Here is a 14553-nt window from a genome sequence, read left to right on the forward strand (position 1 = left end):
CGGCCTAGAAGTGTATGGCCTGACCATAGGCGTCAAGCACCGCCTCATGCATGGTCTCGCTCACCGTCGGATGCGGGAAGACCGTCTCCATGAGTTCGGCCTCCGTCGTCTCCAGCGTGCGGCCGATGACATAGCCCTGGATCATCTCGGTGACCTCAGCGCCGACCATATGCGCGCCCAGCAGCTCGCCGGTCTTGGCGTCGAAGACGGTCTTCACCAGGCCTTCCGGCTCACCCATGGCGATGGCCTTGCCATTGCCGATGAAGGGGAAGCGGCCAACCTTCACCTCGTAGCCCGCGGCCTTGGCCTTCGCCTCGGTCAGGCCGACGGAGGCGACCTGCGGGCGGCAATAGGTGCAGCCCGGAATATTGCCGGTATTGAGCGGATGCGGATGGCGGCCCGCGATCAGCTCGACGCAGATGACACCCTCATGGCTCGCCTTATGGGCAAGCCAGGGCGGCCCCGCCAGATCGCCGATGGCGTAGATGCCGTCCACATTGGTGCGGCCGAAACCGTCGACCACCACATGCGTGCGCTCAACCTTCACGCCGGCCTCTTCCAGGCCGAGATTCTCGACATTGCCGACGATGCCGACGGCCGAGATGACGCGATCGACCGTGATCTCCTGCGGCTTGCCGGCAACCTCAATGGTGACCGTCACAGTGTCCGCGCCCTTCTTGAGGCCCTTCACGGCAATGCCCGTGTGGATGACCATGCCCTGCTTTTCGAGCGCCTTGCGCGCGAAGGCGCTGATCTCCTCATCCTCCACGGGCAGGATGCGGTCCATGACTTCGACGACGGTGACCTTGGCGCCCATGTTCAGGTAGAAGCTCGCGAATTCGATGCCGATGGCGCCCGAACCGATAACGAGCAGCGACTTCGGCATCATGGTCGGCACCATGGCGCTCTTGTAGTTCCAGATGAGCTTGCCGTCCGCTTCCATGCCCGGCAGATCGCGCGCCCGCGCGCCTGTCGCCAGAATGATATGCGGCGCCTTCAGGGTCGCCACCGGCTTGCCGTCCTTCTCCACCGACACGGTGTTCTTGCCGGCCAGCTTGGCCTGGCCGTCAAACACGGTGACTTTGTTCTTCTTGAGCAGGAAGCCGACGCCGGTCGCGAGCTGCTTCGCGACCCCGCGGGAACGCTTCACCACCTTGTCGAGATCGAAGCGGATATTGTCGGCCGCGAAGCCGAATTCATCGAGATGGGCGAGCAGATGGGAAATCTCGGCACTGCGCAGCAGGGCCTTGGTCGGGATGCAGCCCCAATTGAGGCAGATGCCGCCCAGATGCTCGCGCTCTACCACGGCTGCCTTCAGGCCGAGCTGGGCTGCGCGAATGGCGGCGACATAGCCGCCGGGGCCGCCACCGACCACAACAACGTCGAAGCTTTGCTCGGCCATGAATCTTATCCTCTATATCGACGCGGCGCGAACCCGCCGTCAGCCTTCGGCAAGCGCAGTCAAGGCCGGCCCGGTCAGGCGCTGGCGGGTCCAGCCATCCAGCGGAAAGGCGCCGATCGAGCGGTAGAAACCGATCGCCGCGGCATTCCAGTTCAAGACATCCCAATCCATGCGGGCGCAGCCCTGGGAAATGGCGTGCTGGGCCAGAAAACGGAAGATCTTGCGGCCGATGCCAGCCCCGCGATGAGCGGGATCGACATAGATATCCTCGACAAACAGACCGTGTCGGCCGCGAAAGGTGCTGAAATTGTAAAACCAGACCGAGAAGCCGACGGCAGCGCCGTCCAGCTCTGCGATCAGCGCTTCCGCGCGCGGTGGCACGCCGAACAGGGAGACATGCAAATCCGCCTCCGTCGCCTCGACCTCGTCTTCCAGATGCTCGAAAGCCGCCAGCGCCTTCACGAAGCTGAGGATGGTCGGCACATCCTCAGCCGTCGCAAGGCGGAGTGTCACATTCGCCATGTCTGTGATCCGCGTCCTGGTCAGAGCATCAGGTTGAGCGGTTCCTGGATGATGGCCTTGAAGGCCTGCAGCCATTCCGCGCCCAGCGCGCCGTCAACCACGCGGTGATCGACGGAGAGCGTCGCGGACATCACCGTCGCGACCGCCAGCTGCCCATCCTTCACCACGGCCCGCGGCTCACCGGCGCCGACGGCCAGGATGGCTGCCTGCGGCGGGTTGATGATGGCCTGGAAGTCCTTCACCCCGAACATGCCGAGATTGGAGATGGAGAAGCCGCCGCCCTGGAACTCTTCCGGCTTCAGCTTGCCGGCCCGCGCCCGCAGACCCAGATCCTTCATCTCGTTGGAGATGGTGGCGAGGCCCTTCTGGTCAGCCTTCCGAATGATCGGCGTGATCAGCCCATCGGGAATGGCGACGGCGATCGAGATATCGACGTCGTCATAGAAGGCGACACCCTCTTCGGTGAAGCTCGCATTGACCTTGGGCACGCGGCGCAAAGCCAGCGCCGCCGCCTTGATGATCATGTCGTTGACGGACAGCTTGAAGGACGCGGCGCCATCCTTGGATGAGCGGGCATTGAGTTCGGCGCGCAGCTTCAGCAGCGCGTCCAGCTCGATATCCATCGTCAGATAGAAATGCGGGACGTTCTGCTTGCTCTCGGTCAGGCGCTTGGCGATGACGCGGCGCATGCTGGTATGCGGCACCAGCGTATGCGGCGCGCTGATCGGTGCTGCCTTGGGCGCAGGCGCCGGCGCGGAAACAGGGGTCGGAGCGGCGGTAGCGGAGCTGGCCGCCGGGGCGGGTGCAGCCGCTGGCGCTGCCTTGGCGCCTTCGACATCGGCGCGGACGATACGGCCGTTCGGCCCCGTGCCCGTCACGCTGGCAAGGTCGACGCCCTTGTCCTGCGCGATGCGCTTGGCCAGTGGCGAGACGAAAATCCGCGTGCCCGTGTCATGGCCATTGACGACCGGCTGAGATGCGGCCGCAGCCGGTGCGGCCTTCGGTGCTTCAGCCGGGGCGGCGGCCGGAGCCGGCGCGGCAGCAGGCGCCGGCGCGGCAGCGCCGCTCGGCACCGCTTCGCCATCCTGCACCAGAATGGCGATCGGCTCGTTGACCTTCACGGCTTCGGTGCCGTCGGCGACCAGGATCTTGCCCAGGATGCCTTCATCCACGGCTTCCACTTCCATGGTCGCCTTGTCAGTCTCGATCTCGGCGATGACGTCGCCCGCCTTCACCGCCTCGCCCTCTTTCTTCAGCCAGCGGGCCAGCGTGCCCTCCGTCATGGTGGGGGAGAGCGCTGGCATGAGGATATTGATGGCCATGGACCTGCTCCCTCAGACGATTTTGCGAACGGCGTCCACAACCCAGGACGGCTGCGGCAGCGCGAGCTTTTCGAGATTGGCCGCATAGGGCAGCGGCACATCCAGCCCATGCACGCGCACCGGCGGGGCATCCAGCCAGTCGAAGCAATTTTCCATGATCTGCATCGCGACCTCGGCGCCGATGCCGGAGAAGGGCCAGCCCTCCTCCACCGTCACCAGGCGGCTGGTCTTCTTGACGCTTTCGACGATCGTCGCGGTATCCAGCGGACGCAGGCTGCGCAGGTTGATAACCTCGGCGCTGATGCCCTGCTCGGCCAGCGCTTCCGCCGCCTGCAGGGCGACGCCGACCATGATGCTGAAGGCGACGATGGTGACGTGCTCGCCCTTTCGCTCGATCTTGGCCTTGCCGATGGGGAGGATGAAGTCCTCATCGGTCGGGCAGTCGAAGGTCTGGCCGTAGAGGATTTCGTTTTCCAGCACGATGACCGGGTTGGGGTCACGGATGGCGGCGCGCAGCAAGCCCTTGGCGTCCGCCGCAGAATAGGGCGAGACCACCTTCAGGCCGGGGCAATGGGCGTACCAGGAGGCATAGCACTGGCTGTGCTGGGCCGCGACGCGGGAAGCCGCACCATTGGGGCCGCGGAAGGTGATGGGCGCGCCCATCTGGCCGCCGGACATATACAGCGTCTTAGCGGCGGAATTGATGATCTGGTCAATCGCCTGCATGGCGAAGTTGAAGGTCATGAATTCGACGATGGGCTTGAGGCCGCTCATCGCCGCGCCCACGGCCATGCCGGTGAAACCATGTTCTGTAATGGGCGTGTCGATGACGCGGCGGGGGCCGAATTCATCCAGCAGGCCCTGGCTGATCTTATAGGCGCCCTGATACTGGGCGACTTCCTCACCCATCAGAAACACATCGGCGTCGGCCCGCATCTCGGCGGCCATGGCGTCGCGCAGCGCTTCGCGGACGGTGATGGGTTTGGTCGGGCCCCAATCCTTCTCGGGCGCCACGGCGGCAACCGTGGGGGCGACAGACGGCGTCGTATTCGCGGCAGGCGCCGGAGCCTCGGCGGCCGGGGACGCGGCCGGCGAGGCTGCGGCCGCGCCATTGCTGCTGCCGCCGCCGATTTCGGCGATCGGCGTATTCACGGCGACACCTTCGGTGCCTTCAGCGACGAGAATGGAGGAGAGCGTGCCCTCGTCCACCGCTTCCACTTCCATCGTCGCCTTGTCGGTCTCGATCTCGGCGATCACGTCGCCGGCCTTGATCTCGTCACCGACCGTCTTCAGCCAGCGGGCGAGCTTGCCCTCCGTCATGGTGGGCGACAGAGCCGGCATCAAAATCTGGGTGCCCATAGCGCTCACGCCTCCACCAGGATATCGGTCCACAATTCTTTCGGATCGGGCTCGGGGCTGGTCTGGGCGAAGTCCGCCGCATCCTGCACGACCGCCTTCACGGCGTCGTCGATCTTCTTGATCTCAGCCTCGTCCACGCCCTGCGCCGTCAGCAGGTGATGCACGGATTCGATGCAGTCGCGCTCGCTGCGCATCTTCTGCACTTCCTCACGCGTGCGGTATTTCGCGGGGTCGGACATGGAATGCCCGCGATAGCGGTAGGTCTTCATCTCCAGCAGGAAAGGCCCGTTGCCGGCGCGGCAATGGGCGATGGCTCTCTCGGCCGCGTCTTTGACGGCGACGACATCCATGCCGTCCACCTGCAGGCCGGGAATGCCCCAAGGGCTGCCGTTCTTGGACAGGTCCTTCGACGCCGAGGCGCGCTCGACGCTGGTGCCCATGCCGTAGCGGTTATTCTCGATCACGAAGACCACCGGCAGCTTCATCAGCGCCGCCAGGTTGAAGCTCTCAAACACCTGGCCCTGGTTCGACGCGCCCTCACCGAAATAAGTGACGGAGACATTGTCATTGCCGCGATACCAGTTGGCGAAGCCCAGGCCCGCGCCGATCGAGACCTGCGCGCCGACGATGCCGTGGCCGCCGTAGAAGCCCTTCGCCTTGCTGAACATATGCATCGACCCGCCCTTGCCGCGGGAATAGCCCGTGGCGCGGCCGGTCAGTTCCGCCATGACGCCGCGGGCTTCCATGCCGGTCGCCAGCATATGGCCGTGATCGCGATAGCTGGTGATGACCTGGTCGCCCGGCTTCAGCGCCGCCTGCAAGCCCACCACCACGGCCTCCTGGCCGATATAAAGATGGCAGAAGCCGCCGATCAGCCCCATGCCGTACAGCTGACCCGCCTTCTCCTCGAAACGCCGGATAAGCAGCATGTCGTGGTAGAAGCGCAGAAGGTCGTCCTTGCCCATTGATACCTCGGGGGTTTTGGTCCGTTTGCGGGGTGCCGCTGCCTGGGCCATGCCATTCTCCGTTTCGCAAGCGAGAGGCCGCGTCGTCGAAAACTCTGGCCTGACACCTAGCCATTCCTGCCGCCGGCCACAAGCCGAGGTGGAAAAAGCCTTATGTTGCAACGCAATATAGGTCGTTAACCGATTTGTGGTTAAGTCTCTGATCAGCCTGTCCAGAGGCCGATCAGGCCTGACATGGCATTACTTATCGGGGCCTTATTTCGACCGGTTATTGCCCTGAGCGCGGCCCTGCCTTCCCAAGTCTTGCCGGAAAAAGACTGCGCCCTCGCTATAACGGGCAGAAAGGGGCCGAAAAGGGATTTTCATTGCATAATCGTTCTAATTTGCGTTAGAAATTCTGACATTCTGTGACCTGGATGCCATGACCGTCACGCAGTTGCCATCCTTCTCCAGCCATCTTCGGGTTCCTTTCATCTTCGTGCCCGATGGCACGGCCGATCTGACGGCGCTCGCGCAGTTCAAGGCGGATTATCCCGGCTGGGTCACATTCCGGGCGACCTTCCGGCCGCAACCGGGGTTGCCGCCCCTCGCCGCCACCATGGCCCCGGAGACGGAGGCGGACGAACAGATCGTCCCGATGGAGGAGGCGCGGAGCCCAAAGCCCCTCCAGCACAGCGCCCGTCTGGCGGCGCCCCGCATCGTCAAGCAGCCGGCGCCGCCACCGCACCTGCCCAGCGCTCAGGCGCCCCTACCCGCAGCCTATACGGGGCCGCAGAGCCTGACCGGCGCTTTCGCCGCCACAGCCGCGACCGGCGCCACCGGCCGGGCCGCGCTGATCCGGTCAACCCAGGCGATGCTGGATAGTTTGGCGGGCCAGGCTGCGCGCGCTGCGGCGGTCGCGGAATTCATGAACCCTGCCGCCATCGCGGGCACCATCCTGCTGACGCCAAACCCCGCCGGTGCGGGGGAGGAACAGGCGCTGCGCCGCGCGCTGGCCGGCCTTAAGGCTAAGGGCGGGCAGCATTTTGACATGCTGCCACCCAGCCCGCCCTTGCCTGGATTGGTGCCGCCGCCAGAACCCAAGCGAAATCCCGGCGAAGGCGGCTTCACGCCAACGCCCGCCGAAAAGCCGCGTCCCGGCTTTACCCCGGCCCCGCCGCCGCGGCCGATTCAGCCCGGCCGCCCACCGGTCGCCAATACGCCGGTCATTCTCGACAGCCGCAAGACCGAGCCGAGCTATAGTGGCGAGACGGAGCTTTCCCGCATCCTCGCCCCCGGCGGGCAGCCGGTCGGCAGAACATCCAAACGCACAAAGGCCAGTATAAGGACCGTGACACAGGACGAATTTGATCAACTGGTGAACGCGCTGCAGAGAAAGGCCGTCAGCTTACCCAAACCTCTACCCTATCAAAAATATGACGGCGAAGCCTATCTAATGCCTAGCGGTGATGTTTTTGGCATAAGGCTTAGTAAGCGTTTTGGCGATACAATTGACGTTCTTCATAGCGTCAACCAATCAGCACTCCCCGACGGGTTTAAAATTCATGTCGAAGGCAAACGAATTGAGCAATGACGTGAAACACCGTGTAGACAACATTCTGCTTAGCGAGTGGATTGAACTCGTGCCTGGTGAGTTGCCCGTCGATGCTGTCGGTCTTTGGCAGATTATTCCCGAGCTGCGCCGTGATTTCGGACTGGAAGGTGACGCCCTAGTAACGGCTGTGCGCGCCACTTTGCTGGCTCTTCTCGACCATGGCGCAAAGCCCGTCATCGGCGGGCGGGGCATGGCCCAAAGTTGGATTGAACAAACTCAATATGGGTCGACGCCCGATGAGATTGTCGCGAATCTTATTATCGAATGGTGTGCCTGGGGGATGGGAAATCCAACTGTGGATGCACCCTGGTTCGCGTTACCGAAAATGATCGGGTAATGGCCGCATAATAACTGTAATTCGACGGCGGATTGCATACGGGGCCCAGTGTGAAAATACGGCTTCACGCCAACGCCCGCCGAAAAGCCGCTTCCCAGGTTCACCCTGGCCCCGCCGCCGATCCTGCTGCGGCCCGGCCGTCCACCGGTCGCCAATACGCCGGTCATTCTCGACAGCCGCAAGACCGAGCCGAGCTATAGTGGCGAGACGGAGCTTTCCCGCATCCTCGCCCCCGGTGGGCAGCCGGTCGGGTGGGTTGAATCGCGGGTGCGATCCACTACTCGGACCGTCACTGCTGAGCAATTTAACGAAATTAGGAAGGAACTGCTGCGCAACGCTAGGCTAATTACTGATCCTTCGCGATACCCACGTTACGATGGCAACGCATACGATTTGCCAAATGGCGATGTCTTCGGCTTACGGATAAGTAAAGAAAATGCGGAAACGATCGACATCTTGTCTAGCACCACTCGTCTGATCAGACGAGGCTTTAAGGTACATCAGAAATGAACAGCGAACCGATACACAGAACCGATGGCATTCCGCTCAGTGAGTGGATCAACCAACTCCCCGCGGAACTCCCTGTGGACGCGGTCGGCCTTTGGCAGTTTGTACCTGAGGCACGAGAAGAGTTTGGGTTCGCCGACGAAGAACTTATTGCGTGCGTAGAACGCGCAATTCATGCTCTCCTTGCGCATGGCGCAAGACCTGTCATAGGCGGTGCCGGCACCCAGCATTTCTGGATCGAACAAACTCACTACGGTACGCAGCCTGACGAGATTGTAGGCAATATCATCGCTGAGTGGCGCGGCTGGGGCCTGGGCAATCCCACCGTCAGCGGCCTCTGGTTCGCGCTGCCCGAGCTTTTTGGCTGAGGGTGTCCGCAACAGCGTAAAGCGGCTCTACCCCGGCCCCGCCACCCATCCTGCTGCGGCCCGGCCGTCCACCGGTCGCCAATACGCCGGTCCTTCTCGACAGCCGCAAGACCGAGCCGAGCTATAGTGGCGAGACGGAGCTTTCCCGCATCCTCGCACCGGGAGGGAAAAGGGTCGGATGGGCAGAAGGGTCGAACAAGACTGTGAGAACCGTCACGCCTAACCAGTTTAAAAAAATCGTTCAGGAACTACTGAAGAATGCGAAAAGACTTCAGAAAGATGAAAGCTACGAAGGCGATATATATCAACTACACGATGGAGAGATTTTCGGCATTCGCATGAGTAAGCTGCACGGTTTAACTATCGACGTTCTGTACACGAAAACAAGCTTACTCAATCGAAAATTGAAGGTACACCAGCGTGAGCAATGACCCCACCAGCCGATCCGATGGCATCACTCTGACCGAATGGATCGATCTTCTGCCTGAGGAACTGCCTCGTGACGCCGTAGGTCTCTGGCAGATAATTCCAGTGGCGATAGACGATTTTGGCCTCGAAGGCGAAGAACTGACCGCCTGCGTCAGGCGCGCCATTATCACGCTCGTTCAACATGGTGCAAAGCCGGTTCGCGGTGGTCGGGGAACTGAGCACGATTGGATCGAGCAGACTCATTACGGTTCGACGCCGGAAGAAATTGCTCAAAAGATAATCGTTGAGTGGAGTGGGTGGAGCTTCGCTGAACCGTCGCTGGGTGGAATCTGGTTCGCGCTGCCCGAGCTTTTCGGCTGAGGGCGCTCGCGGCAGCAGCCGTCATGGCTGAGGCTGCACATAGGCAAGGCCCATAGTAGACGATGGCCAGATTAATGGCGGCCGTCAGATGAGGTCAGCATGCAAACCGATATTCGATTGTCGATTTCCGTTGAAGCAAAGAGCAGAATAGCAATCCTGCTGAACGCATTCAGAAGCCGATTTAACAGGGACGCGGTTCCCGCTCTCATGTGGATCGAATCGACCTTGAACAATGATGCGATTGAATCACAGCCTGCCATCGGCCTTTATGACAATAGAGATGACATTGCCCCTGGTGACCTGCTGCTTGTCGACGGCATAGAGATTGCCATTGCCGTCGCGGTTCAAGACATAGTTCGATTTCAAGACAAGATTTTACATTATGAAAGTGGGGGTTTCACATTAAGATAGCAGCCATGGTGAGGTCATTGCAATGATACCACACCTGCCCCCTTCAACGACGCGCGGCGCGCATCACGGCATAATCACACTCTGGTCAGCCAGAGCGACGTCTGCGTATGCTATTACTGCATGAATAAATTTGGACCTGACAGGACTTTGGGCTTCGTGCCTGCAGCGTTTGTCAGGTTCGGTTAGTGTAGCCCAATCAACACCGTCATACCCGCGCAAGCGGGTATCCTATGACGGCGCGGCGCCAGTCCCGGGGCGGTGACCGCCTGCGACAGTCAAGACGATGCCCACTTTCGTAGGCATGACGGGGTAAATTGTTTCAATCAGGATCTCACAAACCGCAGCCCGCAAGCCGGCCCGCGATACGCCATCGCAAGCCGGCGTGACAGGCCTCGCTCAGAACCCGCGCACGACCTCGAATGTTGCCACATCAATCATGAAGCTTCCGTCGGCTTCGATGGCAAAATGCTGGCGCACAGGCTCGGCCACCGCCATCTGCAGGGCGCGGATCGCCCCCACCATCACCTCGGGCGTGCGCATGCGCTGGGTCCAGCTCGCAAATTCCATGCGCAGGCGGTGGCGGCGCGTCGCCTGGGTCATGAAGCCGCTTTCGGCCAGCGCCACTTCCCATTCGCCGGGGCTGTAGTCCCGTACATGAGAGGTATCGCGCAGCACTTCCACCGTCTGCAGATAAGTGTCGAGCACGGGTGCGCCCGGTGACACGACATCGATAAAGATGCCGCGCCCGCCAGGGCGCATCACCCGATGCGCCTCCCGCAGCCCGGCCCGCCAGCCGGCCCAGTGATGGGCGCTGAAGCGCGACACCACCCAGTCGAAACTCTCATCCTCGAAGGGCAGCGCTTCCGCCTCACCCTGCTCGGTCAGCAAATTGCCGAAACCACGGTCGCCCGCCGCATGGGCCACCACGGCCAGCATTTCGGGTGACAGATCATAGGCCACCACTTCGCGCACGAAGGGCGCCGCCGCGAAGGACATATGGCCGCCGCCACAGCCCATATCCAAAACGCGCGTCCCCGCCCCGTCCTCGGCCAGCATGGCCGAGAAATAGGCCAGATCCTCGCCCTGGGCATGAACCGCACTTTGCAGATACATCTCGGCTTGCGGCCCGAACTGTCTTTCGACCGTCTCTGCCTGACTGATCCCGTTCATGCCGCCACTCCACTCTCACCGGCGGCGTTGTTCGCCGCGCTCAAAACGGCCCGCATCGAGGCCTCGCTGCTATCGACGTCGATACCGACCCCGAAGACGGACCGGCCGTCCGGCAGCACGCATTCCACATAGGCCGCGGCCTGCGTGCCAGACCCGGTGCCGATCGCATGCTCGTCGTAATTGACAATATCCAGGCTCAGGCCCAGCGCCCTGTTCAGCGCATCGACGAAGCTCGACAGCGGCCCATTGCCCTGGCCCGTAATGTTGCGGGTCTGCCCGTCCACTTCAATCCGTCCGGTGAAGGCGCGCGGCGCGCCCGTGCGGTCGGCGCCCGAGATGCTATAATCGACCAGCGAGAACCGCCCTGACCCATCCAGACCATAGGTCTGGCGGAAGGCCTCCACGATTACCGCCGTCGTCGTCTCCCGGCCCGTGCGGTCGGCAATTTCCTGCACCACGCGGCTGAAGGCGATCTGCAGCCGGCGCGGCAGGCGCAGCCCCTGGTCCTGCTCCAGCACCCAGGCGACGCCGCCCTTGCCGGACTGGCTGTTGACGCGAATGACGGCCTCGTAGGAGCAGCCGATATCCGCGGGGTCGATCGGCAGATAAGGCACTTCCCAGAAGGCGTCATTCTGCTTTTGGCGCGCGGCGAAGCCCTTCTTGATCGCGTCCTGATGCGAGCCAGAGAAAGCCGTGAAGACCAGCTCACCTGCATAGGGGTGGCGCGGATGCACGGCGATCTGGTTGCAATGCTCAACCGTGCCGACGACCCGGCGCATATCGGACAGATCCAGCTGCGGATCGACGCCCTGCGTATACATATTCAGCGCCATGGTGACGATATCGACATTGCCGGTGCGCTCGCCATTGCCGAACAGGCAGCCTTCGACGCGATCGGCCCCCGCCATCAGCCCCAGTTCGGCGGCCGCAATGCCGGTGCCGCGGTCATTATGCGGATGCAGAGAGATGATGGCGCAATCCCGGCGCGTCAGGTTCCGGCAGAACCATTCGATCTGGTCGGCATGCACATTGGGCGTCGCCACTTCCACCGTCGCCGGCAGATTGAGGATGATCGGGCGCTCAGGCGTCGGCTGCCAGACATCCATCACCGCTTCACACACTTCCAGCGCGAATTCCGGCTCGGTAAACGAAAAAGTCTCGGGCGAATACTGATAGGTCCAGATCGTCTCGGGATGCTGGTCCGTCAGTTCCTTGATCAGTTTCGTGCCTGATACTGCCAGCGCGATGGTGCCCGCCTTGTCCTGGTTGAAAACCAGACGGCGGAAGACTTCCGAAGTCGCATTATACAGATGCACGATCGCACGGTGCGCGCCGGACAGGCTTTCGATGGTCCGCCGGATCAGCTCCTCCCGGCTCTGCGTCAGCACCTGGATCGCGACATCCTCGGGGATGAGATTGCCCTCGATCAAGCTGCGGACGAAATCGTAATCGGTCTGCGAGGCCGAAGGGAAAGCGACCTCGATCTCCTTGAAGCCGGTCTTGATCAGCAGGTCGAAGAAGCGGCGCTTGCGCTCGCCATCCATGGGGTCGATCAGCGACTGGTTGCCGTCGCGCAGATCGACCGAGCACCAGCGCGGCGCCTGGGTGATGCGGCGGCTGGGCCATTGCCGGTCCGGCAGGTCGATGGTCGCGAAGGGGCGGTATTTGGAAGCCGGGTTGCTCAGCATCATAACGGTCTCGAGTCCTCTTAGGCCTTCAGGAACGCATCAGTCGGTTCAGGACGGCGTCATACGGTCGCGGGCTGGCCGGTCAGCGCACGCGACCGCATCGAAGTCGCGGTGCCGCACGCCAGGGCCGCCGAGCGGATGAAGACTGTGGATAGAGACGGGGCATGAGGAGGAGACTTCCGGCAACGACGATGGGGGAGCAGCGCGGACAAGCCGCGCGCAGCAGGACAAACGGCCTTTGTCAGAGGGCCGCGGTCGTAAGTCGCCGAAGGAGCGCCAAAGCGTCCGAAGGGATGTCCTGCATCGTCATAACGGCGCGACCGTGCCTTCACGCTGGCCTGCGTGCAACCGGGAGGCTTGCAATGGTCCTATGCGCTCGCACTCACGTCGCCGCTGGCGGGCGCGGCGGCAGGCTGGCGGCGGTGCGGGACAGCGCCTCCTCCTCCAGATCCAGCTCTTCGATCAAAATCTGCACAGCCTCGTCATTGATGGCGTGGCGCTGGCGCAAGGCCCGCATTTCCGCCCGTTCCGCGCGCACGCCGCGCAGGCGCAGCGCCATTTCCAGCCGGTGATCCTCCTGCGCCTGCGCCTGGTCGTCATTATCGTCGTCCCGGCCAAGCAGGCGCAGCCGGTAGTCGGCAATCACGCGATTGGCCGCCTCCTGATACGCTTCGCGCCCGGGCCCCTCCCGCCGCTGCAAACCATCGCTTACCCGCTCCTCAAGCTCTTTCAGCGCATGCTCCGCCATCTGGCGGCGTGCGGACGCGAGTTCGTCCTCGAAATGGTCGTCGTCTGGAATGTCGATACGGGCGAGCAGCAGCGGCACGAAGATGGTCGCGATCAGCAGCGTCAGCACGATGACGCCCGCCGCCACGCTGATGAGCAGCGCGCGGGCCGGAAACTCGGACCCGTCGGGCAGGAACAAAGGCAGCGAGAGAATGCCTGCCAGCGTCACGGCGCCGCGCACGCCGGCGACAGAGGCAAGGCCCATGACCCCGATGCTGGGCAGGCGCCGCCCGTGACCGCTGACGCGGCGCACGCCCGAGCGCAGCAGTGTCGTCAGCATCACCCAGACGAAGCGCAGCAGCAGAAGCGACAGGGTGACGAGGGTGATCAGCCATACCAGCGCCCAGGGCGAATAGCCCGCATGCATCGTGCGTTTCAGCCCTTCCCCCAGAATGCTCGGGAGCTGAAGACCCAGGAGCAGGAAGATGAGCCCGTTGAAGGCGAATTCCAGCACGCTCCACAGCGCGAAGGTGCGGCGCCGGATGGCACCATGGCTGCCGCCGAACGGGTCGAGCATATTGAGCGTGAGCCCGGCCGAGACCGCCGCCAGAATGCCGGACAGGTGCAGCTCCTCCGCTGCCAGATAGGCGGCAAAGGGGAGCAGCAGGACGAGCACGACATAGATGGAGGCTTCTTCGGCCAGCCGGGACAGGACCCGGCGGTCGAGTTGCATAAAGCTCCAGCCCAGGGCCGCGCCCACGGCCAGCCCCCCGGCCGCCACACCGACGAATTCCAGGCTCGCAGTGCCGAGCGAAAATGCAGCGCCGCCCATCGCGCTGACGGCGAAGTTGAAGGAGACGAGGCCGGACGCGTCGTTGAGAAGCGCCTCTCCCTGCAGGATATGCATGAAGCGGCGGGGAAAGGGCCGGCCGTTGAGAATGCCGGACAGAGCCACGGCATCGGTCGGGGACAGCACGGCAGCCAGGGCGAAGGCCGCCGCCAGCGGCACGAAGGGCAGCAGCCAATGCACGAAGCTACCGACACCGAAAATGGTGAAGAGGACGAGGCCGAAGGCCAGCGCGAAAACCGGCACCCGCGACTCCGACAATTCCCGTTTCGGAATGCGATAGGCATCCGAGAACAGCAGCGGCGGGATGAACAGGAGCAGAAACAGGGCCGGATCGAAGGACAGGTGGAAGCCCAGGGCATCGCAGACGGCGCCCACGGCAATCTGCAGCAGCGGCAAAGGCACGCGCACCACTGCGACGACGAGATTCGTCAATGCCGTAATGAACAGCAGGAGCAAAATGACGGAGGTCAGATGCATGGGGGCGCCTTGGGCAAGGGGACGGCAAAGCGAAGCAAAGCCTCTCAGCCCGGAGCCCAAGACCCC

The 14553-nt window shown here is 62.9% G+C and carries 13 protein-coding genes; 5 read left to right on the plus strand and 8 right to left on the minus strand.

From position 1 onward, the window contains the following. Positions 1–4: 4 nt before the first annotated feature. The 5 genes from lpdA to pdhA are packed head-to-tail and all read right to left on the minus strand — an operon-like array spanning position 5 to position 5570. Positions 5–1402 carry a dihydrolipoyl dehydrogenase gene (gene lpdA, locus AC3G7M_RS17555; protein ID WP_489213422.1) on the minus strand — a complete coding sequence of 466 codons (1398 nt, stop codon included), beginning with the start codon at positions 1400–1402 and terminating at the stop codon, positions 5–7. A gap of 39 nt (positions 1403–1441) precedes the next feature. Then, complete coding sequence (locus AC3G7M_RS17560) at positions 1442–1924, minus strand: GNAT family N-acetyltransferase (RefSeq protein WP_489213423.1); 483 nt, start codon at positions 1922–1924, stop codon at positions 1442–1444. A gap of 20 nt (positions 1925–1944) precedes the next feature. Further along, positions 1945–3246, minus strand: coding sequence for a pyruvate dehydrogenase complex dihydrolipoamide acetyltransferase (locus AC3G7M_RS17565; RefSeq protein ID WP_489213424.1), 1302 nt, complete (start codon positions 3244–3246; stop codon positions 1945–1947). A 12-nt stretch (positions 3247–3258) separates the two neighbouring features. Beyond that, on the minus strand, positions 3259–4605 hold the full coding sequence (locus AC3G7M_RS17570) for a pyruvate dehydrogenase complex E1 component subunit beta (RefSeq protein ID WP_489213425.1): 1347 nt from the start codon (positions 4603–4605) through the stop codon (positions 3259–3261). Between the two features lie 5 nt (positions 4606–4610). Beyond that, positions 4611–5570, minus strand: coding sequence for a pyruvate dehydrogenase (acetyl-transferring) E1 component subunit alpha (gene pdhA, locus AC3G7M_RS17575; protein ID WP_489216092.1), 960 nt, complete (start codon positions 5568–5570; stop codon positions 4611–4613). Positions 5571–5991: 421 nt separating this feature from the next. On the opposite strand from pdhA, the gene AC3G7M_RS17580 reads away from it, so the two are divergent. The 5 genes from AC3G7M_RS17580 to AC3G7M_RS17600 all read left to right on the plus strand — a co-directional run bounded on the left by AC3G7M_RS17580 (position 5992) and on the right by AC3G7M_RS17600 (position 9576). Then, a complete protein-coding gene (locus AC3G7M_RS17580; protein ID WP_489213426.1) occupies positions 5992–7143 on the plus strand; it encodes a hypothetical protein in 1152 nt (383 codons plus the stop codon). Next, the gene (locus AC3G7M_RS17585; protein ID WP_489213427.1) at positions 7133–7501 is read left to right on the plus strand and encodes a hypothetical protein; all 369 of its coding nucleotides are present in this window, start codon (positions 7133–7135) and stop codon (positions 7499–7501) included. Before AC3G7M_RS17580 ends, AC3G7M_RS17585 begins: the two co-directional genes overlap by 11 nt. 506 nt (positions 7502–8007) lie before the next feature. Beyond that, positions 8008–8376 (plus strand): hypothetical protein, encoded by a 369-nt coding sequence (locus AC3G7M_RS17590; RefSeq protein ID WP_489213428.1) that lies wholly within the window; start codon positions 8008–8010, stop codon positions 8374–8376. A gap of 420 nt (positions 8377–8796) precedes the next feature. Further along, positions 8797–9165, plus strand: coding sequence for a hypothetical protein (locus AC3G7M_RS17595; RefSeq protein WP_489213429.1), 369 nt, complete (start codon positions 8797–8799; stop codon positions 9163–9165). 99 nt (positions 9166–9264) lie between these two features. Continuing rightward, positions 9265–9576, plus strand: coding sequence for a hypothetical protein (locus AC3G7M_RS17600; protein WP_489213430.1), 312 nt, complete (start codon positions 9265–9267; stop codon positions 9574–9576). A 396-nt stretch (positions 9577–9972) separates the two neighbouring features. On the opposite strand, the gene AC3G7M_RS17605 is transcribed toward AC3G7M_RS17600, so the two are convergent. The 3 genes from AC3G7M_RS17605 to AC3G7M_RS17615 form a co-directional block, all read right to left on the minus strand. Then, on the minus strand, positions 9973–10746 hold the full coding sequence (locus tag AC3G7M_RS17605) for a class I SAM-dependent methyltransferase (protein ID WP_489213431.1): 774 nt from the start codon (positions 10744–10746) through the stop codon (positions 9973–9975). Continuing rightward, on the minus strand, positions 10743–12437 hold the full coding sequence (gene leuA, locus AC3G7M_RS17610) for a 2-isopropylmalate synthase (RefSeq protein WP_489213432.1): 1695 nt from the start codon (positions 12435–12437) through the stop codon (positions 10743–10745). Before leuA ends, AC3G7M_RS17605 begins: the two co-directional genes overlap by 4 nt. A 379-nt stretch (positions 12438–12816) precedes the next feature. Then, complete coding sequence (locus AC3G7M_RS17615; protein ID WP_489213433.1) at positions 12817–14487, minus strand: Na+/H+ antiporter; 1671 nt, start codon at positions 14485–14487, stop codon at positions 12817–12819. Between the last annotated feature and the right edge of the window lie 66 nt (positions 14488–14553).

The sequence above is a fragment of the Acidisoma sibiricum genome, from assembly GCF_057837225.1.